Origin of the sequence: Amycolatopsis vancoresmycina (assembly GCF_000716785.1) — a bacterium.
GTDB lineage: Bacteria > Actinomycetota > Actinomycetes > Mycobacteriales > Pseudonocardiaceae > Amycolatopsis > Amycolatopsis vancoresmycina.
In genome coordinates, this window is the sequence record NZ_JNYY01000020.1 from 104,410 (window position 1) to 124,709 (window position 20,300).

Sequence of the window (20,300 nt, forward strand, 5' to 3'; positions counted from 1 at the left end):
CCGTTCCGCGGGCGGCATCCGGCTGAGCGCTCACCTACCATGAGCGGAACCCACGGCGAGAGGAGCGCGCAGATGTCCGACGAGATCCGCTGCGTCCGCTTCTTCGGCGGCCCGCTCGACGGCCGCGTGCAGGAGCTCGGGGACGCCGAGCCGGTGCCCGGCACCGTCATCCGGCACATCCACCTGCACGGCGGCCCGAAGATCGAGACCCGCTACGAGCTGGGCCTGACCGAGACCGGCTGGGAGTACCGGGTCGCGGCGACGCAGCACGAACCCGAGCCCGACGGCTCGAGGTAGGGAGAACCCCCGTATCGACCGGGGGTGAACAGGACCCCGGAAAGGCCGGTCAGCACCGCTGTTTCGCCAGGTCGGAACGGCCAGGCTGAACGGCATGCAGACAAGCCAGGTGGCCGCGAGCCGGGACCGGTTTCTCGACGTCGTCCGGGCGGGGGCCATCCTCGCCGTCATCGCCCAGCACTGGACCATGCCCGTGCTGTCCTACGCCGACGGGCACCTCGCCACCGGCAACGCGCTGGCCACGCCCGGCTGGTGGGTGGTGACCTGGCTCAGCCAGGTCATGCCCTTGGTCTTCTTCGCCGGCGGTGCGGCGAACCTGATCTCCTTCCGCCGCGCGAGCTCGACGCGGCAGTGGCTCGGCGCGCGCCTCAGGCGCCTGATGGTGCCGGTGCTGCCGCTGATGGCCGTCTGGCTCGTCATGCCGGACTTCCTGCGCGGGCTCGGCGTGCCGCCGCAGCCGTTGCAGGTGGCGAGCGCGATCGCCGCGCAACTGCTGTGGTTCCTCGCCGTGTACGTGCTCGTCGTGCTGCTCACGCCGCTCATGGTCGCCGCGCACCGGCGCTGGGGGCTGAAGGTCCCGCTGGTCATGGGCGTCGCGGGCGTTCTCGTCGACGTCGCACGCTTCAACGACTTCGGCTACATCGGCTACGCGAACGCGGTCTTCGTCTGGGTCGCAGTGCACCAGCTGGGCTTCCACTACGTCGAAGGCCGCCTCGGTTCGCTGACCCGCCGCGCCGCGCTGACGCTGTCGGCCGCCGGGTTCGGCGTCACCGCGTTGCTGGTCGCCTTCGGGCCGTACCCGGCCAGCATGATCGGCATGCCGGGTGCGCCGGTGTCGAACGTGAGCCCGCCGACCGTGCTGCTCGCCTTCCTCGCCGTCGGCCAGATCGGGCTCCTGCTCGCCTTCCGCCCGCAGCTCAACGCGCTCGCGGCCCGGCCGGGCGTCGGCCACGCCCTCGGCTGGCTCGGCGCGCGGTTCATGAGCGTCTACCTCTGGCACATGCCGGCGCTGATCGTCGTGGCGGGCGTGACGGTCTACGGCCTCGGCTACGAAACCCCGGCGCCGGGCACGGTGTTCTGGCTGGTCATGGCGCCCGCCTGGTTCGCGGTGTGCGGCCTGGTGCTGCTCGGCCTGCTGCGCCTGTTCGCGCACTTCGAGATGCAGCGCGACACCGGCGGGATCACCGCGCGGACCCCGCAGCTGGTCGTCGCCGGCCTGATGATTTCCGGCGGTCTGCTCGGCCTGGCGGCCCACGGGTTCGCCCCGCTGTCGGACGGCATCGCGCACGGCCCGGTGCCGTGGGTGGTCCTGGCGACGGCCGGGTTCCTGCTGACGGGCAAGCCGATCCCGGCCACCGTCATCGGCACCCGCCTTCTCGGCCGCGCGGTCACCGTGACCGAACGAGCCGCCCTCAGGCGCTGACCGGTCGTGAGTGGTAAGGCGAGTTCTAACTCGCCTTACCACTCACGATGCGTTGAGCAGGCGCAGCGGGGTGTCGTGCAGGACCGCCCGCAGGAACGGCTCGCCAAGGCGATCGTCGGCCGCCCAGCCGGCGATCGCCTGCAGCTGTGTCGCGTAGGAGTACGGGATGTTCGGGAAGTCCGTGCCGAGCACGACCCGGTCGGCGAACTCCGCCAGCCGCGCCGTCCAGTCCGGCGGCAGCGGCGACATCGCCTCCGCGAACGGGACGCCCACCATCGTCGTGTCCAGGTGCACCCGCGGGTACTTCGCCAGCAGTTCGAAGGCCGTCCCGAACTCCGGCATCGCCGCGTGCGCGAGCACCGCCGTCAGGTTCGGGTGCCGCGCCAGGACCTCCTCGAACACCGACAACCCGGTGAAGTCGCCCCGCAACGGACCGTGTCCACAGTGGACGACGACCGGGACACCGGCGTCGGCCAGCGCACCCCAGACCGGCTTCAGCAGGTCGTCACGCGGGTCGTACGCCCCCACCTGCACGTGCGCCTTGAACACCCGGGCGCCGGCCCGCAGCGCACCGTCCACAGCGGACCCGGCGCCGGGCTCGGGGTAGAACGTGCCGGTCGGGACCGCGTCCGGCACCCGCGCGGCGAAGTCCAGCGCCCAGCCGGTCAGCCACTCCGCCATCCCCGGCTTGTGCGGGTAGACCAGCGGCGCGAACCGCGTCACGCCCAGCGAACGCAGCGTGGCCAGCCTGTCCTCTTCGGACGTCCGGTAGAACACCGGCCACTCGGTGCCGTAGTGCGTCGAGGCCGCGTCGAAGTACGCCCAGACCTTGTCCATCACCGGCTTCGGCAGGAAGTGGACGTGCAGGTCGACCAGGCCCGGCAGGCCCAGCGACGCCGTCCACCGAGCCACGTCGGCGTCGGAAGCCGGGCCGGCCGTCACTCCGTGAACCGGCCCTTCAGCGCGCGGCCCATGGCCTTCCTGATGTCGCGGTCCGCGTCGCGCTTGGCGAGCGCCTGCCGCTTGTCGTAGGCCTTCTTGCCCTGCGCCAGCGCGATCTCGACCTTGACCTTGCCGTCCTTGAAGTACATCGACAGCGGCACCAGCGAGAGCCCGCTCTCCTTGGTCTTGCCGATGAGCTTCTCGATCTCCCGCCGGTGCAGCAGCAGCTTCCGGGTCCGCCGGGGCATGTGGTTCGTCCACGTGCCCTGCGTGTACTCCGGGATGTGCACGTTGCGCAGCCACACTTCGCCGTCGTCGACCGTCGCGAACGCGTCCGCCAGCGACGCCTTGCCCTCGCGCAGGCTCTTGACCTCGGTGCCGACGAGCACGAGACCGCACTCGTAGGTGTCGAGGATGGAGTAGTCGTGCCGAGCCTTGCGGTTCGACACGATCACCTTCTGGCCACGTTCCTTGGGCATACGACCACTCTACGTGATTCTGGGAGCGACAAGCAGCCGGTTAAAACTAGTGCCGGACGTACAGGCGCAGCGTGACGTACCCGGTGATCGCGGAGATCACCACGGACACCGCGAGCAGGATCGGCGCGACCGGGAACAGCAGTTCCAGCATGGTGATCTTCGGGAACACGTCCCCGGTGAACACCGAGTCGAGGAAGCCGGCCTTCGTGATGATCAGCATGATGATCCCGAGGACCGCACCGACCGCGCCGGCGACCACCGCCTCCAGGAGGAACGGCAGCTGCGTGTACCACCGCGTCGCGCCGACCAGCCGCATGATGCCGACCTCGGTGCGGCGGGTGAAGGCGGACACCTGGATCGTGTTGGCGATCAGCAGCAGCGCGGCGATGGCCATGATGAGCGCGGCGCCGAAGGCCATGTTGCGGACGCCGTTGAAGGCGTTGAACACGCGGTCGAGGAACTTCTTCTGGTCGTCGACCTTCCGCACGCCCGGCTTGTTCCCGTACTCCTGCACGATCGCGTCGCTGCGGTCCGGGTCCTTCAGCTTCACGTGCAGCGACGCGGGCAGCGACTCGGGACCGGTGAGCGCGATCAGCTCCGGCTGGCTTTCGAAGATCTTCTTGAACCGGTCGAACGCCTGGTCGCGGTTCTCGAACACGACCGACTCGACACCGTTGTTGCTCTGCAACGACGTCCGCAGCGACTGGCACAGCGCCTGCGTGCAGTTCTTGTCGCCCGCGCTGATGTCGTCGGTGAGGTAGACCGAAACCTCGACGTCGGCGAGGAAGTTGGACTTCATCTTGTCGATCGTGCGCACGGCCAGGAGGCCGCCGCCGAGCATGGCGAGCGACACGGCCGTGGTCAGGATCATCGCGATGGTCATCGTGACGTTCCGGCGCAGGCCGGTGATTACCTCACTGAAGACGAAACTGGCGCGCATGGCGGGTGCAGGTCCTTGAGAGTCGGGGGCTGGGGCGGGGAGGTCAGCGACCGATGCCGTAGACGCCGCGGGCGTCGTCGCGGATCACCCGGCCGAGCTGCAGCTCGACCACGCGGCGCCGCATGGAGTCCACGATGGAGTGATCGTGGGTCGCCATCAGGACGGTCGTGCCGGTGCGGTTGATCCGCTCCAGCAGCAGCATGATGTCCTGGCTGGTGTCGGGGTCCAGGTTCCCGGTCGGTTCGTCGGCGAGCAGCACCAGCGGCCGGTTCACGAACGCGCGCGCGATCGCGACGCGCTGCTGCTCACCACCGGAGAGCTCGTTGGGGAGCCGGTCCGCCTTGCCGTCGAGGCCGACGAGCTCCAGCACCTCCGGGACCACCTTCTTGATGGTCGGGCCGGGCTTGCCGATGACCTCGAGGGCGAACGCGACGTTTTCGGCGACGGTCTTGTTCGCGAGCAACCGGAAGTCCTGGAAGACGCAGCCGATGGTCTGCCGCAGGCGCGGGACCCTGCGGCGGGCCAGCTTGGCGACGTCGAAGTTGGACACCATCACGCGGCCCTTGCTCGGCGTCTCTTCGCGCAGCAGCAGCCGGAGGAAGGTCGACTTCCCCGATCCCGAGGGACCGATGAGGAAGACGAACTCACCCTTTTCGATGTCGACGGACACCCGCTCGAGCGCGGGCCGCGTCGAGGTCTTGTAGACCTTGGAAACCTCTTCGAGCCGGATCACGATTCGGCATACTACCCACCGGTCTCGTGAAGCCCCGGTTGCCCGGTCCACCCGAGTGGAGCAAGGGGCGTTTGCGTACGGTGAGCGGTCGCCCAGCCACCCGCTGCGCCGATCAGCCGCTCTGCTTGCGCCAGCGGATGCCCGCGTCGAGGAAGCCGTCGATGTCGCCGTCGAGCACCGCGGTCGGGTTGCCGACCTCGAACTCGGTCCGCAGGTCCTTGACCATCTGGTACGGGTGCAGCACGTAGGAGCGCATCTGGTTGCCCCAGCTCGAGCCGCCGTCCTTGAGCGCGTCCATCTCCTTGCGCTCTTCTTCCTTCTTGCGCTGCAGCAGCCGGGCCTGGAGGACCTTCATCGCGGCCGCCTTGTTCTGCAGCTGCGACTTCTCGTTCTGGCAGGAGACGACGATGTTCGTCGGGATGTGCGTGATGCGCACCGCACTGTCGGTCGTGTTGACGCTCTGGCCGCCGGGGCCCGACGAGCGGTAGACGTCGACCCGGATGTCCTTTTCCGGGATGTCGACGTGGTCGACCTCTTCGACCTCGGGCAGCACCTCGACGTGCGCGAACGACGTCTGGCGGCGGCCCTGGTTGTCGAACGGCGAGATCCGGACGAGCCGGTGGGTGCCCTGCTCGACCGAGAGGGTGCCGTAGACGTAGGGGGCGCTGACCTTGAACGTCGCCGACTTGATGCCCGCCTCTTCGGCGTAGGAGGTGTCGAAGACGTCGGTCGGGTAGCCGTGGCGCTCGGCCCAGCGCAGGTACATGCGCAGCAGCATCTCGGCGAAGTCGGCCGCGTCGACGCCGCCGGCCTCGGAGCGGATCGTGACGACGGCGTTGCGGTCGTCGTACTCGCCCGAGAGCAGGGTGCGGACCTCGAGGCCGTCGATGGCCTTGCCGAGGTCGGCGAGCTCGGTCTCGGCCTCGCCCATGCTGCCGGAGTCGCCTTCGGCCTCGGCGAGCTCGTACAGCACGCCGAGGTCGTCGAGCCGCTGGCGCAGCTCGGAGACCCGGCGCAGCTCGCCCTGCCGGTGGGACAGCTGGCTGGTGACCTTCTGGGCCGCCTCCGGGTCGTCCCAGAGGGTGGGGCTCGAGGCCTGCTGCTCCAGGTCGGCCACCTGGGCACGCAGCGCATCCAGGTCCATCACCGACTCGATCTGCGTCAGCTTGCCGGCCAGGTCCTTCAGTGCCGCGTCGAACTCATCACTCACGTTTGTCAAGGTTACGGCAAAACCCACGACCGGTTGCGAGCACCGGTCGTGGGCGCGCGAACCTCAGGCCGCGGGGATGGCGTCGAGCAGCTTGAGCGCGGCCTTGGCCTGAGCCTGGGCGAACTCGGCGACGGCCTTTTCGTACGGCCCCTCGGCCGCCTTGGTGGCCGCCCGCGCGTCGTCGAGCTGCTGGCTGTAGCTCGACCGGGCCGACTCGAGCAGCGTCTGGCGCTGCTTCGCCGTCAGCGACCCGGCGTGCACGAGCCGCAGGATGAGCGGGCTGCGCAGGTGGTCGGGGCCGGCCTCGGAAGTCAGCCAGGCCTTGAAGGCCTTCTTCCCGGCGGCGGTGATCAGGTACTGCTGGCTGGAGCGCGGGCCCTGCTTGCCGAGCCGGACGAGGCCTTCCTTGGACAGCGCCGGGAGCTCCCGGTACACCTGGCTGCGGGTGACGCTGAAGAAGGCACCGAACCGCTCACCGGCTCCCGCGACGAGCTGCCCGCCGGTGGCGGGACCGTCGTGGAGGAGACCGAGCAGGGCGGCGGCTGTTGCATTCAATTCGGACACGCCCCCTAGATTCCCACTTATCGGCCGCTGTGTCCACAGTGGTCAGCGGATCTGTCCATTGTGGCTAGTGAGATCCCCTCGTTCGGCCCAATGCGACGCGGTCCACTGTGGACCTGAATACGCTCTGCAACCGCTCCCAGGGTTTTTTGATCCAACCAGACGCACGTTGACCGCCTCGGCAACCTCCAGGCAGGTGAGTTCGCCGGGCGGCTCTCCCCGGCTTGGCGGACCGCGGACACGCACCGCAACCGGTCCAACCCGCCGTCCACATCGTGGGATCCGCAGTTTTAGGCCCGTTCCACGGAAAAGTCGGCAGCGAAAGCAGGGTGAGCATGAAAAAAGAGGCACGTTCCCGGATTTCCCGAGAACGTGCCTCTTGGTGGTAGCGGGGACAGGATTTGAACCTGCGACCTCTGGGTTATGAGCCCAGCGAGCTACCGAGCTGCTCCACCCCGCGCCGTTGTGGTACTTGAATAGATTACACGGGGTCGCCAAGGGCCGAACACGGGGGTCTCGAAACCCGCCTGACCTGCCCTTACGTCCCTTCCAGCCACTGGCGAGCTCCACTGAGGACCATCGCCAGCCCGTCCTCGAACCGGGCGTCGCCGTCCCCGAGCACGGCCTCGCCGGCGGACTCGCGATACCGCTCGTCGAACTCGCCGGGCATGGGCCGGACCGCCTGCTCCTCGATCACGTAGCCGATGACGAAGCAGTAGACGGTGAAAGTGGCCCGGCTCGCCCGCCCGACGTCGAGCCCGCCTTCGATGCTCCGGCGCAGCGGGTGCGGGCCGATGAGGCTGGTGTCGGCGAGGTACGTACCAGCGAAAACCTTTCCGCCGTCGCGATAGGCGAGCATCATCCGCCGCAGCGCGCGGGCGCTGTGCGCGACGCCTTCCCACTCCCCCAGCGACGCCGGCGGCTCGCGGTCGGCCACGGAATCCCGGTACATCTGCGTGGCCATCTCGTCGAGCAGTTCCTGCTTGTTCTTCATGTGCCAGTACAACGCGGGCGCCTTGACGCCGAGATCACCGGCGATCAGCCGCAGGGTGAGCCCGTTGAGCCCGACGTCGTTGAGCAGCTTCAGCCCGGATCGAGCAATGTCCTGCCTGGTCAGGGCCATGTTTTGCCGTCTCCTCGCACCTCAGGGTTGACACCTTAACGATGTTAAGGGCATCCTCGGGGCAGGTCAATTTAACGTTGTTAAGGAGCTGGGGAGATGACGGAGCTGACGGCCGAGGTGGTGATCGCCGGCGCGGGCCCGACGGGCCTGATGCTGGCGAACGAGCTGGCACTGGCCGGAGTGGACACCGTGGTGCTTGAGCGGATGCACGAGCGAACGGGCCTGTCGAAGGCCCTGAACCTGCAGCCGCGCACGGCGGAAGTCCTGGATCTGCGGGGGTTGCTGGGCCGGGCGGAGGACCGCTCGTTCGCGACTGTCGCGGACGGACACTTCGCGGTGATCCCGGTGAGCTACGCGGGCTGGAACACCCGCCACCCATACCAGCTGGGTATCCCCCAGGCCGAGGTCGAAGCGGCGCTGGAGGAACGCCTGGCAGAGCAGGGCGTCAAGGTGAGGCGAGGCTACGAACTGACGACCTTCACCCAGGACGCGAACGGCGTCACGGTCACGGCAGGCGACCTGCGCATCAGGGCGCAGTACCTGGTGGGCTGCGACGGCGGTCGCAGCACGGTCCGCAAGGCCCTGAACATGCCGTTCGAGGGCATCGAAGGCCAGGGGCACGGCGTGGCAGCAGACGTCCGGTTCACGAAAACCCCACCGGGAGCCCCCACGGAGTGGCGCTCGATGACCAACATGGTGACATCCCAAGCCCCGGGCAAGTTCATCGGCGTAATCCCCCTGGCCGAACCGAACCTCTACCGAATCAGCTTCGGAGACCGCCTGAACCGACCCCCAAACCTCCGAGCCGAGGTAACCCCCGACGAGGTCCGCACAGCGGTCGCGGAGCGCTTCGGCCCCGAGGCCGAGATCGCCGAAATCCGCTGGGCAAGCCGCTTCTCGGACGACAGCCGCCTGGCAGCGAACTACAAGGTGGGCAGAGTCCTGCTGGCCGGCGACGCAGCCCACACCCATTTCCCCGCCGGAGGCCAGGGCCTGAACCTGGGAATCCAGGACGCAATGAACCTGGGCTGGAAACTGGCAGCCACAATCCACAACCAGGCCCCGGCCGGACTCCTGGAAACATACGAATCGGAGCGCCGCCCGGTAGCCCAACAGGTCCTGGACAACGTGGCAGCCCAAAACGCCCTGATCCCCACCAACCCCAACCAGTTGGCGCTACGAGCCCTCTTCCGAGACCTCACAGCAATCCCCGAAGTCCAGCACCACCTGTCAGGAATGGTCTCAGGCCTGAACATCAAGTACGCAACCGAAGATCCCCACCCGGCAGCAGGAACCCGCCTCCCAGACTTCCCACTGCCACAAGGCCACGCAAGCACCTTATTCCACAAAGGAAACTGGGTCCTCCTAACAAAAACCCCCGTACCCCCACCCCACACAGCGGTACTCGTAGCACAGGTTCCAGAACTCCCCTGGCCAGACGTAGAGAAGGTCCTGGTCCGCCCAGACGGCTACGTAGCAAACACAACAGGAGTCTGGCCAAGTTAGAAAAGCAACCACCCGCAGGGGGGTCCAGGGGCGGCGAAGCCCCCCTGGCGGGGGTCTGGGGGTTCGACCCCCAGGACAAATGCGAAGGAGGGGCGGCGGACGCTTTCCGTCCGCACACCCCTCCCAACCTCTGTAGCGGGGACAGGATTTGAACCTGCGACCTCTGGGTTATGAGCCCAGCGAGCTACCGAGCTGCTCCACCCCGCGTCGTGGCACCTACTTTACGCCTGCCTTTCCGGCGGGTGCAAAGCAGGTGCCCTTGACGTTACCGACGTCACCCTCCGGGTTGGCTGCTCGACGGCGGAGCGCTGGTGCCGGGGGCTGCGGTCTTCGCGGCTTCGTAGGCGCGGGCGGCCGCGTCGAGGGCGGCGAGGGCCGCGCCCTGGTCGGCGAAGTTGCCGGATTGCTGGGCGGCCTTCAGCTTGGCGATGGCCGCTTGGATGTCGGTGACGGCCTTGTCGAGGGCCGCGTTGCCGCCGCCGTTGTTGGCGGGCGGGGTGGTGGTCGGGTTCGGGTTGGTGGACGACGGCGGTGTCGTGGTCGGCTGGCCGGCCTGGGGCGGCGTCGTGGTGGCTTCGCCGGTGCCCGCGCCGAAGACCTGGTCGAGGGCTTCCTGGAGGGTGGCGCCGTAACCGACCTTGGGTCCGTAGGAGACGAGGACGCGGGCCAGCTGCGGGTAGCTGTTCTGGTTGCGCTGCCGGATGTAGACGGGTTCGACGTAGAGGAAGCCGTCGGCGACCGGCAGGGTGATCAGGTTGCCGTAGATGGGGGTGACGTTGGGGTTGTTGAACAGCGTCCGGTCCTGGGCGACGCGGGAGTCGCTCTGGAACCGGTTCTGGACCTGGACGGGCCCGTCGACCTGGGTCGCTCCGGTGGCCGCGCTGGGTAGCTGGAGGACGCGGATCTTGCCGTAGTCGGCGGGGTCGGACGACACCGACATCCAGGACGCGAGGTACTGCCGCTGGAGGCCGGTGAGGGAGCTGGTGAGCTGGAACGTCGGTTTGGCCTGGCCCGGGGTGTCGGCGAGGACGTAGTAGCCGGGCTGGTTGGCCGCGCCGGCCGCGGCCGGGTTGGAGCCGCCTTCGGCCGTCGGGTCCTGCGGGACGCTCCAGAACGCCTGCTGCGAGTAGAACTCCTGCGGGTTGCTGACGTGGTAGCGCGACAGCAGTTCACGCTGGATCTTGAACAGGTCCTCGGGGTAGCGGAAGTGGGCCCGCAGGTCCGGGGAGATCTCGGAGCTGGGCTTCACGAGCCCGGGGAATACCTTCTCCCAGGCGTTGAGGACCGGTTCCTTGTCGTCGATCGAGTACAGCGTCACGGTGCCGTTGAAGGCGTCGACGGTGGCCTTGACCGAGTTGCGGATGTAGTTGATGGAGCTGTTGGCCTGACGGGCGACGCCGTTGAGGGAGTCGTTGGTGGCCGCGCCGAGCTGGGTCTGCTGGGCGTACGGGAAGTTGTTGAGCGTGGTGTAGCCGTCGATGATCCACTGGATCTTGCCGTCGACGACGGCCGGGTACGGGTCGCCGTCGAGGGTCAGCCACGGCGCGACCTTGCTGACGCGGTCGCGCGGGTCGCGGTTGTACATGATCTTGGAGTTGTCGCCGATGGCGTCGGAGAACAGGATGTTCCGTTCGCCGTACTCGGCGGCGAAGGCGAGGCGGTTGAACCAGTTGTCGACGGAGACGCCGCCGGAGCCCGTGTACTTGTAGCGGTCGGTGGCGGTGTCGTATTCGCCGGGCGCGTTGCCGGAGGTGCCGCCGACGATGGCGTAGTCGGATTCCGCGGCGGACAGCTCGCCGTAGTAGATGCGGGGTTCCTTGACCTCGATGCCGGGCTGGTTCGCTCCGGTGGAGCCGGCGCCGGCCGGGTTCTGCGTGTCGCTGGTGGTGGCGATCGGGTAGCCGCCGTCGGAGTTGGCGTCCTTGACCGCGCGGTCGATGGTGTTGGCGGGCGCGACGACGAAGCCGTTGCCGTGGGTGTAGACGAGGTGCTTGTTGATCCAGCTGGTCTGGTTGCCGGTCAGGCCCTCGGTCTTGATCTCCTTGGCGGCGACGATGTAGTCCTGCGTCACGCCGCCGACGGTGTAGCGGTCGATGTCGAGCTTGGCCGGGAAGCCGTAGAAGTTCTCGCGGCCGACGCGCTGGGTGAACGTGTCGGAGAGGATGTTCGGGTCGAGCAGCCGGATGTTCGACATCGTCCCGTTGTCGGACTTGATCTGCTCCGGGGTGGCGGAGGAGCTGCCGGAGTACGGCTGGTACTGGACGTCGGTGAGGCCGTACGCGCGGCGGGTGGCGTCCATGTTGCGCTGGATGGACGTCGCTTCCTTCTCGTTCGCGTTCGGCTTGACCGAGAACTGGTCGAGGATGGCGGGCCACGCGACGCCGACGAGGATGCTCGACAGGATCAGCAGCACCAGGGCGATGGCCGGGAGCTGCAGGTTGCGCAGGAACGCGCCGGCGAAGAACGCGATCGCGCAGATCACCGAGATGCACAACAGGATCAGCTTGGCCGGCAGCACCGCGTTGAGGTCGGTGTAGGTCGCACCGACGAACAGCGGCATGTCGCGGTCGGACAGCAGCAGGTTGTAGCGGTCGAAGAAGTACTCGACCGCCTTCAGCAGCACGAAGAGCCCGACGGTGATGGCGAGCTGCGCGCGGGTCGGGCCGGCGAGCTGGCCGCCCTTGCCGGCCAGCCGGATGCCGCCGAAGACGTAGTGGGAGATCAGCGCGCCGAAGAAGGAGATGACGACGGTGATGAACAGCCAGCCGAGCAGCCAGTTGAAGAACGGGAGGTCGAAGGCGTAGAAGCCGACGTCGTTGCCGAACTCGGGGTCGGTCTGGCCGAACGAGGTGCCGTTGAGGAACAGCTGCACGACCTGCCAGTCGCCCTGGGCGGACAGGCCCGCGATCAGGCCGGTGAGCACCGGGATGCCGACGCCGAAGAGGCGGATGCGGGCGACGATCGCCGAGCGGTAGCGCGCCAGCGGGTCGTCGGCGCCGGAGATCGGCACGAACACCGGACGCGTCCGGTAGGCGATCATCAGGCTGATCGCCAGCGCGCCGCCGACGAGCAGCCCGACGGCGAAGAAGAGGATGATCCGGGTGATCACCTGGGTGGTGAACACCTCCCGCGCCCCGACCTCGCCGAACCACAGCCAGTCGACGTACGTGTCGAGGAGGCGGGCCCCGAGCAGCAGCGCCAGCACGATCACCGCGGCGATGATGAGGAGGATCCGGCTCCGCCGGGACAGCTTCGGCAGGCTCACCGGGGGCCGAGTCGCCACGGCACACGCTCCTGTCTTCGTCAACACTTGAGCAGGGGCGCGTGCGCCCCCTGATTCCCTAACTCTACGGATGCCCGGTGAAGTTCCCGGGACCCGCCCAAACCGGACTCGCGGCGTCGCGGCACCGGCCGACCTGACACGATGTGCGCATGGCAGCGAACGAAGCGCGACAGGCCGGCGTGGCCGCGCTCGCCCGTGAAATCGAGGACTTCATGGCCGCGGGTGGCTGGGACCAGCCGCCGCAGCTGTTCGCGCTGGTGCCGACGGCGGCGCTGCTGGACGAGCAGCCGGAGCTGGCCGGCCAGCTGGACCGGGCGAACCCGCTGACCCCGGTGGCCCAGGAGGCGCTGCCCGAAGGTGACCTGGCCGAGGCGCTGGGCCGGATCGCCTGGCCGGACCTGGTCATCGGCTGCGCGCTGGCCCAGGAGATCATCGTGCTGCCGCCGGGCTCGGAGTCGGAGCTGCCGGACGTCGCCGAAGCGGACGCGGAGAGCCTCCGCCGCGCGGCCGCCGACCACCCGCAGCGGACGGAGGCCCGCCTGGTGGCCGCGGTCCTGCGCGACGGCGAAGGCGCCTGCGTGATGCGGCTGCGCGGGATCGGCACGGACGAATCGGTCGACGAGATCGTGGAAAGCCCCGACCTGGCCCCGAATCTGGTCGAGGCGTTGAAGGCCACGCTGCTGCCCTAGCAGGAGGCCGTCGGACGGCCCGCCTTCAGGTTGCCCAGCTGCGTGAGCGCGTCGTCCAGTGTGGACACCTTGATGAGGTTGAGCCCGGCGGGCACGTTGGACTTGGCCTCGGCGCAGTTGTGCTCGGGCACCAGGAAGTCGGTGGCGCCCGCCTCACGGGCGCCGACGACCTTGAACGAGATCCCCCCGATCGGGTCGACCTCGCCGGTCTCGGTGATCTCGCCGGTGCCGGCGATGTGCCGCCCGCCCGCGAGGTCGCCGGGCTGCAGCCGGTCGATGATCGCGAGGGTGAACATCAGGCCGGCCGACGGGCCGCCGACGTCCTGCAGGGAGATGTTGACGGTGAACGGCGCGTCGGCCCGGTCGACCGCGGTGAGGCCGATGAAGCCTTCCTTGCGGTCGGGGCGCGCGGCGAGGGTGAGCGGCACGGTCCGCTCGGGCTGGCCGTCGGACTGGAAGGTGATCTGCACGGTCTGGCCGGGCAGGGTGCCGGTGAGCGCGGCCCGCACGTCGGCGGCCTCGACGATCTTCTTGCCGTTGACGGTGATCAGCTTGTCGCCGGGCGAGAGCACGTGGTCGGCGGGGCTGCCGGAGACGATCTGCTTCGCCAGCACCTTGATCGGGTAGCCGAGCTTGCGCAGGGCGGCGACCTGGGCGTTCGTCTGCGAGTCCTGCAGCTGCTGGATGTTCTCCTGCTTGACCTGCTCGTTCGTCTCGCCCGGCTTGAAGTACTCCTCGCGCGGCGCGAGCGCGTAGCGGCCGCTGGCCCAGAAGCCCAGGCCCTGGAAGAGGGTGACGCCGTCGTGCAGGGAGACGGTCGTCATCCGCAGCTCGCCGGTGGTCGGGTGCGTCTCGTGACCGGTGACCTGGATGACCGGGTTGCCCGCGGCGTCGCGACCGAGCGTGTCGTAGGTCGGGCCCGGGCTGATCGCCACGAACGGCACCGGCACGACCGAGCCGAGCACCACGAAGATCAGGAACAGCGCGCCGCTGACCACCAGAGTCCAGCCGCGCCGGGTCATCCGCCGGGCCTCGCCGGGCGGCTCCGCCGCCGGGTCCGGAGCGCTCTTCGCGGGGGCGGTCTCCTCGGAAGACTTGGTCACGCCCGACAGCGTACGGTGACCGCGTTCGCTTCTCGGTGAAGGCCACGCACATGGGTCCGGTTGACGCGCTCGGCGGCCCTCGACCCGCGTACGGTGGACACATGAGCAAACCCCCGTTCGGCTTCGGACCTTCCGATCCCGACAAACGAGGTGAGAACGACCCCTCGGAAGGCGGGCAGCAGTCCGGCGCCGAGGCCTTCAACCAGCTCGGGCAGATGCTGAGCCAGCTCGGCCAGATGCTCAGCCAGGCGGGCAGTTCCAGCGGGCCGGTGAACTACGACCTCGCCAAGCAGATCGCCCTGCAGACCCTGGGCAGTGCCGGCAACACCGGCGAGAGCAAGCTCGGCTTCCGGGGTGGTGACGACGCGAACGCGGCGGTGCGTGACGCGGCCCACCTGGCCGAGCTGTGGCTCGACGCGGCGACGGTGTTCCCGGCCGGCGCGACGTCGACGGTGGCCTGGTCCCCGCGGTCCTGGGTGGAGAAGACGCTCCCGACGTGGCAGCGGCTGTGCGACCCGGTGGCGCGGCAGGTCTCGGGCGCCTGGATGGAGGCGCTGCCCGAGGAGGCCAAGCAGGCCGCGGGCCCGCTGCTGCAGATGATGGGCCAGATGGGCGGGATGGCGTTCGGCTCCCAGCTCGGCAACGCGCTGGCCCAGCTCGCCTCGGAGATGCTGACGTCGTCGGAGATCGGCCTGCCGCTGGCCCCGGCGGGCACGTCGGCCCTGCTGCCGGCGAACATCGAAAAGTTCGCCGAAGGCCTGGAGCTGCCGAACAGCGAGATCCTGGTGTTCCTGGCGGCGCGCGAGGCGGCCCACCAGCGCCTGTTCACGCACGTGCCGTGGCTGCGGCAGCGCCTGCTGGCGACGGTCGAGGAGTTCGCGCACGGCATTTCGGTGGACACGTCAGCGCTGGAGTCCCTGGCCGGCCAGATCGACCCGGCGAACCCGGCGAGCATCGAGGAAGCGATGTCCTCGGGCCTGCTGGAACCCCAGACGACGGACGAGCAGAAGGCGGCGCTGAGGCGCTTGGAGACCCTGCTGGCCCTGGTCGAAGGCTGGGTCGACGTGGTGGTGGCCGAAGCGGTGGGAGACCGCCTGCCGGGAGCGGACGCCCTGCGCGAGACGCTGCGCCGCCGCCGCGCGACGGGCGGTCCGGCCGAGCAGACGTTCGCCACCCTGGTCGGCCTGGAGCTGCGCCCCCGCCGCATGCGGGACGCCTCGAACCTGTGGTCGCTGGTGGGCGACCGCCACGGCACGGAGAAGCGCGACGGCCTCTGGTCCCACCCGGACCTGATGCCGACGGCGGAGGACCTGGACGAGCCGATCGACTTCGCGGACCGCGTGGGCTCGTCCGACCTGCTCGACGGCCTCGACCCGATCGCCGAGCTGGAGCGCACGGAGCAGGCGGAGCGCGACGAGAAGAGCCGCGAAGAGAAGAGCAAGGAGACCCCGCCCGAGGAGGGCGAGACCCCGGCGTAGCCCGGGAGGGTGCTTCGAGAGGCCGGTGGTCCGCGACGCGGGTCACCGGCCTTTCTGTCGGGTGCTCGACGCGGACAGGGCCTGACCTGCGCAAGTTCCGCGACCGGGGCGGCCCGCAAGCCGCCCCGGTCACCTCACCCGCTCAACACTCCGTATCGATCCCCCACCCGGCAGCGGCCGCCAGCCCCTCCAGGTACCCCATCGCGCGTTCCGTCTTCGGGTACCGCTGCACCAGGGCCCAGAACGCCGCGTCGTGCCCCGGCTCCCGCAGGTGCGCCAGCTCGTGCACCAGCACGTAGTCGAGCACCCAGGGAGGCACCTTCCGCAGCCGGTCGCTGACCCGGATGGTCGCGTCGACCGGCGTGCACGATGCCCACCGCGTGCGCATCGGCTGCACCCACCGCACGCTCGCCGGCATCGCATTGCCGTCCAGGTACTTGGACGACAGCACGGCGCAACGCGCCAGCAGGGCCTCGTCCGACGTCTTCGGGGACGCCGGCCGACGGGGTTCCGCGCGCTGCAGCTTGCGCTCCATCTCGGCGACCCAGTGTTTCTCCTCCGCCCTGGTCATCCGCGCGGGGATGAGCACGACGAGCGTGTCGTCCTTCCAATACGCGGTGACCGTCCGGTGCCGGCGCTGGCTGCGCCGCACTTCGACCTTGTGTCCTGGTGTGTCCGACGGGGGGTTCGTCTCCCCCCTGCCTCTCAGCGAGGGCGTCCGTGCTTCGACCACCCGACAACGGTAAGGCCAGGCACCGACAACTCCGAGCGCCTTGAGGTCACAGACCCGAGTTGTCCACAGCCGGTTCCCCTTGTGGACAACTCGGCCGATCCGGCGCCTTCCCGGGCTCCCCCGTCGCCGCCGGGTGCCATCCTGCGGACATGCTCCTCTCCACCGCGGACATGCCCCCGGTCCTCCTGCCGGCCCATCCCGCCCTGCTCCCGGGCCTCACCGTGCTGGAACGCGGCCCGCGCGAGATCCAGATCGGCCTCGACCCGCGCCACGGCGTGATCGTCGAAAACCTCACCCCGGACCTCATCGCGAGGGTGCGCGCGCTCGACGGCAGCAAGCCCGTCGAGCGGCTCTTGCTCGCCGAGAGCGAACACCGCGACCAGCTGCGGACCCTGCTGCGGCAGCTGACGGCGCTCGGCCTGGTCACCGACGCCGGCCGGCCCGACGGCCCGGGGCTTCGCGGCGAGTGCGGGCTCTGGTCGCTGCGGGCGCGCCACCACCAGGCCGCCCTGGCGGACCGCAGGCGCGCTGCCGCGGTCACCGTCCACGGCGACGGCCGGGTGGCAGTCGCCGTGGCCGTGCTGCTGGCCAACGCCGGCGTCGGGCACGTCGAGCTGCGCGCGTCCGGCGCGGTCACCGAGCACGACCTCGGCTCGGGCCTCACCGACGCGGATCTGGGGCGGCCCCGGCGGCAGGCGCTCGCCGACCTGCTGCGCCGCGTCGACCCCGGCGTCCGGGTCACCCGGCTGCACGACCGGTACCCCGACGTGGTCCTGCTCACCGACGCCGTCGTGCCCGCTCCCGAGCACGTCGCCGAGCTGATGGAGGACGGCGTCCCGCACCTGGCGGCGCGCGTCCGCGACGGCACGGGCATCGTCGGGCCGCTGGTGGTGCCTGGCCGCAGCTCCTGCTTGCGCTGCGCCGACCTGCACCGCACGGACCGCGACCCGTGCTGGCCCCGCGTCGCCGGGCAGCTCGCCGGCCGGCACCAGCGGCCCGACCTCGGCGCGGTCCACGCCTGCGCGTCGCTGGCGGTCGCGCAGGCCATGCGGCTGCTCTCCCCCGCTGCGCCGGCGCCACCGGCGTGGAACGCGACCCTCGAGATCGACGCCTTCGACGGCCGCATCCGCCACCGCGGCTGGCCCCCGCACCCGCGGTGCGGCTGTGGCGCCCAGGGGGTACCGCGGGAGACGTAGACCACTAAGTCGTCGCGCGCAGGCTGCGCGCCGTCGTGGCGGCAAGGCAGAATCGCCGGTGTGACCGACTTCCGCGACCCGGGCGATGATCGTGACACCGCGATGCCGCGCAAGGGTGCCGCCCGCACCGCCAAGCTCGCCAGTCTTCCGCTCGGCATCGCCGGCCGGGCGGTGGGCGGCTGGGGCAAGAGGCTCGCGGGCCAGAGCGCGGAGCAGGTGAGCGCGACGCTGTCGGCCAAGGCCGCCGAGCAGCTGTTCGAGGTGCTCGGCACGCTCAAGGGCGGGGCGATGAAGTTCGGCCAGGCGCTGAGTGTGTTCGAGGCGGCGGTGCCGGACGACATGGCGAAGCCGTATCGCGAAGCCCTGACGAAGCTGCAGGCCGCGGCGCCGCCGATGTCGGCCCGGCAGACCCACCGGGTGCTCGCCGAGCAGCTGGGCCGCACCTGGACCAGCCGGTTCGCGTCGTTCGACGACGAGCCCGCGGCGGCCGCGAGCATCGGCCAGGTGCACCGCGCGGTCTGGCACGACGGCCGCACGGTCGCGGTCAAGGTGCAGTACCCGGGCGCCGACGAGGCGTTGCGCAGCGACCTGCGGCAGCTGCAGCGGTTCAGCAGGCTGTTCCAGGCGTTCGTGCCCGGCACCGAGGTCAAGCCGCTGCTGGCCGAGCTCGCCGAGCGGATGAACGAGGAGCTCGACTACCAGTCCGAGGCCCAGCACCAGCGGGCCTTCGCGAAGGCGTTCGACGGCGATCCCGGCATCCTGGTGCCGCGGGTGGTGGCCAGCGCGCCGAAGGTCGTCGTGACCGAGTGGGTGACCGGCACCCCGTTGTCCAAGGTGATCGCGGACGGCGACCGCGAGACCCGCAACCTGGCGGGCCGGCTGCTGACGGAGTTCCACTACTCCTCACCCGAGCGCGTCCACCTGCTGCACTCGGACCCGCACCCGGGCAACTTCATGATCACCGACGACGACCGGCTGTGCGTCATCGACTTCGGCGGCGTCGCCCGGCTGCCCGAGGGCATCCCCCGCCACCTGGGCGAGATGACGCGGCTGGCCCTCGACGGCGAGTCCGCCGGGCTGATGCGGCTGCTGCGGGAGAACCGGTTCATCCGGCCGGACAGCGACCTGACGGCGGAGGAGGTGCTGGCGTACCTGGCGCCGTTCACCGAGCCGCTGGCCGCGCCGACGTTCCACTTCACCCGCCGGTGGATGCAGAAGCAGGCCGGCCGGGTCGGCGACAGCCGCGGCAACGACTTCCGGGTCGGCCGGATGCTCAACCTGCCGCCCGAGTACCTGATGATCCACCGGGTGACGGCGGGGTCGACGGGCATCCTCTGCCAGCTCGACGCGGAGATCCCGGCCCGCGGCATCGTGGAGCGCTGGCAGCCCGGCTTCGCCGCCTGAGTTGTCCACAGGCGGGGCCGCGAACGGACGGATTCCGCCGAGTTGTCCACAGTCGGCCGGGACGGGGTTCCACCCGGTTGGCCGAGCCGCCATGCTCGGAGCATGACTGCTACTCAGTGCACCGACCCGCTGTCCCTCGGTGATCCCGGCCCGGGCGAGGTGATGAACCTCGAACAGTTGCGAAGGGCCGGGGTATCGGATCGAAGAACCCGGCGGCTCTGCGGCCCCGGCGGGCCGTGGCGCCGCCTGCACCCCGGTGTCGTCCTGCTGCGCAACACCGCGCCGACGCGGCAGCAGCTGCTGCACGCGCTGCTGGTGCGGTACGGGTCGAAGGTGGTGATCACCGGCGCCGACGCGCTGCAGGCCCACGGCGTCAAGTGCGAGGCGGGCGACATCCGCCTGCTGGTACCCGACCACTGCCGGGTGGCGGCATGCGAAGGGGTGCGGGTGGCCCGGACGGCCCGCTTGCCGGACCCGGTCGTGGTCGACGGCCTCCCGTTCGCCCCGCCTGCCCGCGCCACGCTGGACCTGGCCCGCACCGAACCGGACCCGGCCCGCATCCGGCACCTGGTGACGTTGCCGCTGTACTGGGGCCTGTGCAGCCGCCAGGAGCTGCTGCTGGAGCTGGACGAAGGCCCCCAACGCGGCAGCGCGGCGGTCCGCAGGGTGCTGCGCGACCTCGACGAGGCCCCGATCCAGGCCCACGGCCTGGCCACCCGCATCCTGGAACTGGCCCCGCTGCCCCCACCGAGCTGGGACCAGACGATCTGCGACCGCCGCGGCCGCCGCCTCGGCGAGGCGGACGCCTGGTGGGACGAGATCGGCCTGGCCTGGCAGTACCGCTGCACCCCAGGCCCAGGAGGCGGCTTCAGCCACCTCGCCCTGGCGGCGACGGGCATAGTCCTGGTCCGCTGCACGATCCGCCAGCTCCGCCAGGTCCCGAACGAGGTGGCCCAGGAGCTGGCCCGCGCGTTCGGCGAGGCATCCCGAACCCCCCGCCCCAAAGTCCGAGCAATCCCCCTAACCCCAGAAGGAGACGCAGCCTGACCCACCCCACCCTCCACCCACACCAACCGACCCCCAGGTACGCCAACCGACCCCCCAGGTACGCGAACCGACCACCTGGGTACGCGAGATGCCCCTCCAGTCACGCGTGATGCCTCCCCAATCACACGAGATGCCCCTCCAATCACGCGAGTT

The 20,300-nt window shown here is 70.0% G+C and carries 18 protein-coding genes and 2 tRNA genes; 8 read left to right on the forward strand and 12 right to left on the reverse strand.

Features of this window, described 5'->3' with window-relative positions:
- Positions 1-72: 72 nt before the first annotated feature.
- Both OO60_RS36220 and OO60_RS36225 read left to right on the forward strand, forming a co-directional pair.
- Positions 73-297, forward strand: coding sequence for a hypothetical protein (locus OO60_RS36220; RefSeq protein WP_003082085.1), 225 nt, complete (start codon positions 73-75; stop codon positions 295-297).
- Between the two features lie 94 nt (positions 298-391).
- On the forward strand, positions 392-1,720 hold the full coding sequence (locus OO60_RS36225; RefSeq protein ID WP_033263045.1) for an acyltransferase family protein: 1,329 nt from the start codon (positions 392-394) through the stop codon (positions 1,718-1,720).
- Positions 1,721-1,762: 42 nt separating this feature from the next.
- Here the strand turns inward: OO60_RS36225 and OO60_RS36230 are convergent, their stop codons facing one another.
- From OO60_RS36230 to OO60_RS36265, 8 genes are all read right to left on the reverse strand, one after another.
- A complete protein-coding gene (locus tag OO60_RS36230) occupies positions 1,763-2,662 on the reverse strand; it encodes an amidohydrolase family protein (RefSeq protein WP_003082090.1) in 900 nt (299 codons plus the stop codon).
- Complete coding sequence (gene smpB / locus OO60_RS36235) at positions 2,659-3,141, reverse strand: SsrA-binding protein SmpB (RefSeq protein WP_003082092.1); 483 nt, start codon at positions 3,139-3,141, stop codon at positions 2,659-2,661. The genes OO60_RS36230 and smpB overlap by 4 nt, the downstream gene beginning before the upstream one ends.
- Positions 3,142-3,187: 46 nt before the next feature.
- Positions 3,188-4,081: a permease-like cell division protein FtsX gene (gene ftsX / locus OO60_RS36240; RefSeq protein WP_003082095.1), complete on the reverse strand. Its 894-nt coding sequence runs from the start codon at positions 4,079-4,081 to the stop codon at positions 3,188-3,190.
- A 43-nt stretch (positions 4,082-4,124) separates the two neighbouring features.
- Positions 4,125-4,814: a cell division ATP-binding protein FtsE gene (gene ftsE, locus OO60_RS36245; RefSeq protein ID WP_003082104.1), complete on the reverse strand. Its 690-nt coding sequence runs from the start codon at positions 4,812-4,814 to the stop codon at positions 4,125-4,127.
- A gap of 112 nt (positions 4,815-4,926) precedes the next feature.
- A complete protein-coding gene (prfB, locus tag OO60_RS36250; RefSeq protein ID WP_003082106.1) occupies positions 4,927-6,024 on the reverse strand; it encodes a peptide chain release factor 2 in 1,098 nt (365 codons plus the stop codon).
- Positions 6,025-6,087: 63 nt separating this feature from the next.
- Positions 6,088-6,588, reverse strand: coding sequence for a PadR family transcriptional regulator (locus tag OO60_RS36255; protein ID WP_003082108.1), 501 nt, complete (start codon positions 6,586-6,588; stop codon positions 6,088-6,090).
- A 380-nt stretch (positions 6,589-6,968) separates the two neighbouring features.
- Positions 6,969-7,045 (reverse strand) — tRNA-Met (locus tag OO60_RS36260).
- Between the two features lie 78 nt (positions 7,046-7,123).
- Entirely contained in the window at positions 7,124-7,708 is a 585-nt protein-coding gene (locus tag OO60_RS36265; protein ID WP_003082112.1) for a TetR/AcrR family transcriptional regulator C-terminal domain-containing protein, read from the reverse strand.
- 96 nt (positions 7,709-7,804) lie between these two features.
- Between OO60_RS36265 and OO60_RS36270 the strand changes: the two genes are divergently transcribed.
- Entirely contained in the window at positions 7,805-9,214 is a 1,410-nt protein-coding gene (locus OO60_RS36270) for an FAD-dependent monooxygenase (protein WP_003082115.1), read from the forward strand.
- Between the two features lie 133 nt (positions 9,215-9,347).
- Here OO60_RS36270 and OO60_RS36275 read toward each other — a convergent pair.
- A tRNA-Met gene (locus OO60_RS36275) sits at positions 9,348-9,421 on the reverse strand.
- Between the two features lie 67 nt (positions 9,422-9,488).
- Complete coding sequence (locus tag OO60_RS36280) at positions 9,489-12,497, reverse strand: UPF0182 family protein (RefSeq protein ID WP_033263046.1); 3,009 nt, start codon at positions 12,495-12,497, stop codon at positions 9,489-9,491.
- Positions 12,498-12,646: 149 nt separating this feature from the next.
- Here OO60_RS36280 and OO60_RS36285 point away from each other — a divergent pair, with 149 nt between their 5' ends.
- Positions 12,647-13,186, forward strand: coding sequence for a PPA1309 family protein (locus OO60_RS36285; protein WP_003082120.1), 540 nt, complete (start codon positions 12,647-12,649; stop codon positions 13,184-13,186).
- Here the strand turns inward: OO60_RS36285 and OO60_RS36290 are convergent.
- Positions 13,183-14,187 (reverse strand): YlbL family protein, encoded by a 1,005-nt coding sequence (locus OO60_RS36290; protein WP_205624161.1) that lies wholly within the window; start codon positions 14,185-14,187, stop codon positions 13,183-13,185. The genes OO60_RS36285 and OO60_RS36290 overlap by 4 nt on opposite strands.
- Positions 14,188-14,390: 203 nt before the next feature.
- Here OO60_RS36290 and OO60_RS36295 point away from each other — a divergent pair, with 203 nt between their 5' ends.
- Positions 14,391-15,767, forward strand: a complete 1,377-nt coding sequence (locus OO60_RS36295) for a zinc-dependent metalloprotease (protein WP_003082124.1) — start codon at positions 14,391-14,393, stop codon at positions 15,765-15,767.
- A 142-nt stretch (positions 15,768-15,909) separates the two neighbouring features.
- On the opposite strand, the gene OO60_RS36300 is transcribed toward OO60_RS36295, so the two are convergent.
- A complete protein-coding gene (locus tag OO60_RS36300; protein WP_003082128.1) occupies positions 15,910-16,419 on the reverse strand; it encodes a M48 metallopeptidase family protein in 510 nt (169 codons plus the stop codon).
- A gap of 230 nt (positions 16,420-16,649) precedes the next feature.
- Between OO60_RS36300 and OO60_RS36305 the strand changes: the two genes are divergently transcribed.
- From OO60_RS36305 to OO60_RS36315, 3 genes are all read left to right on the forward strand, one after another.
- Entirely contained in the window at positions 16,650-17,696 is a 1,047-nt protein-coding gene (locus OO60_RS36305; protein ID WP_033263047.1) for a ThiF family adenylyltransferase, read from the forward strand.
- Between the two features lie 60 nt (positions 17,697-17,756).
- Positions 17,757-19,100, forward strand: a complete 1,344-nt coding sequence (locus OO60_RS36310) for an ABC1 kinase family protein (protein WP_033263048.1) — start codon at positions 17,757-17,759, stop codon at positions 19,098-19,100.
- 162 nt (positions 19,101-19,262) lie between these two features.
- Entirely contained in the window at positions 19,263-20,147 is an 885-nt protein-coding gene (locus OO60_RS36315) for a hypothetical protein (RefSeq protein ID WP_004561185.1), read from the forward strand.
- Positions 20,148-20,300: the final 153 nt, after the last annotated feature.

Coding starts and splice junctions, on each gene's coding strand:
- OO60_RS36220 (WP_003082085.1), top strand. CDS start 73: ATGTCCGACGAGATCCGCTGCGTCCGCTTCTTCGGCGGCCCGCTCGAC.
- OO60_RS36225 (WP_033263045.1), top strand. CDS start 392: ATGCAGACAAGCCAGGTGGCCGCGAGCCGGGACCGGTTTCTCGACGTC.
- smpB (WP_003082092.1), bottom strand. CDS start 3,141: ATGCCCAAGGAACGTGGCCAGAAGGTGATCGTGTCGAACCGCAAGGCT.
- ftsX (WP_003082095.1), bottom strand. CDS start 4,081: ATGCGCGCCAGTTTCGTCTTCAGTGAGGTAATCACCGGCCTGCGCCGG.
- OO60_RS36265 (WP_003082112.1), bottom strand. CDS start 7,708: ATGGCCCTGACCAGGCAGGACATTGCTCGATCCGGGCTGAAGCTGCTC.
- OO60_RS36270 (WP_003082115.1), top strand. CDS start 7,805: ATGACGGAGCTGACGGCCGAGGTGGTGATCGCCGGCGCGGGCCCGACG.
- OO60_RS36285 (WP_003082120.1), top strand. CDS start 12,647: ATGGCAGCGAACGAAGCGCGACAGGCCGGCGTGGCCGCGCTCGCCCGT.
- OO60_RS36295 (WP_003082124.1), top strand. CDS start 14,391: ATGAGCAAACCCCCGTTCGGCTTCGGACCTTCCGATCCCGACAAACGA.
- OO60_RS36305 (WP_033263047.1), top strand. CDS start 16,650: ATGCTCCTCTCCACCGCGGACATGCCCCCGGTCCTCCTGCCGGCCCAT.
- OO60_RS36315 (WP_004561185.1), top strand. CDS start 19,263: ATGAACCTCGAACAGTTGCGAAGGGCCGGGGTATCGGATCGAAGAACC.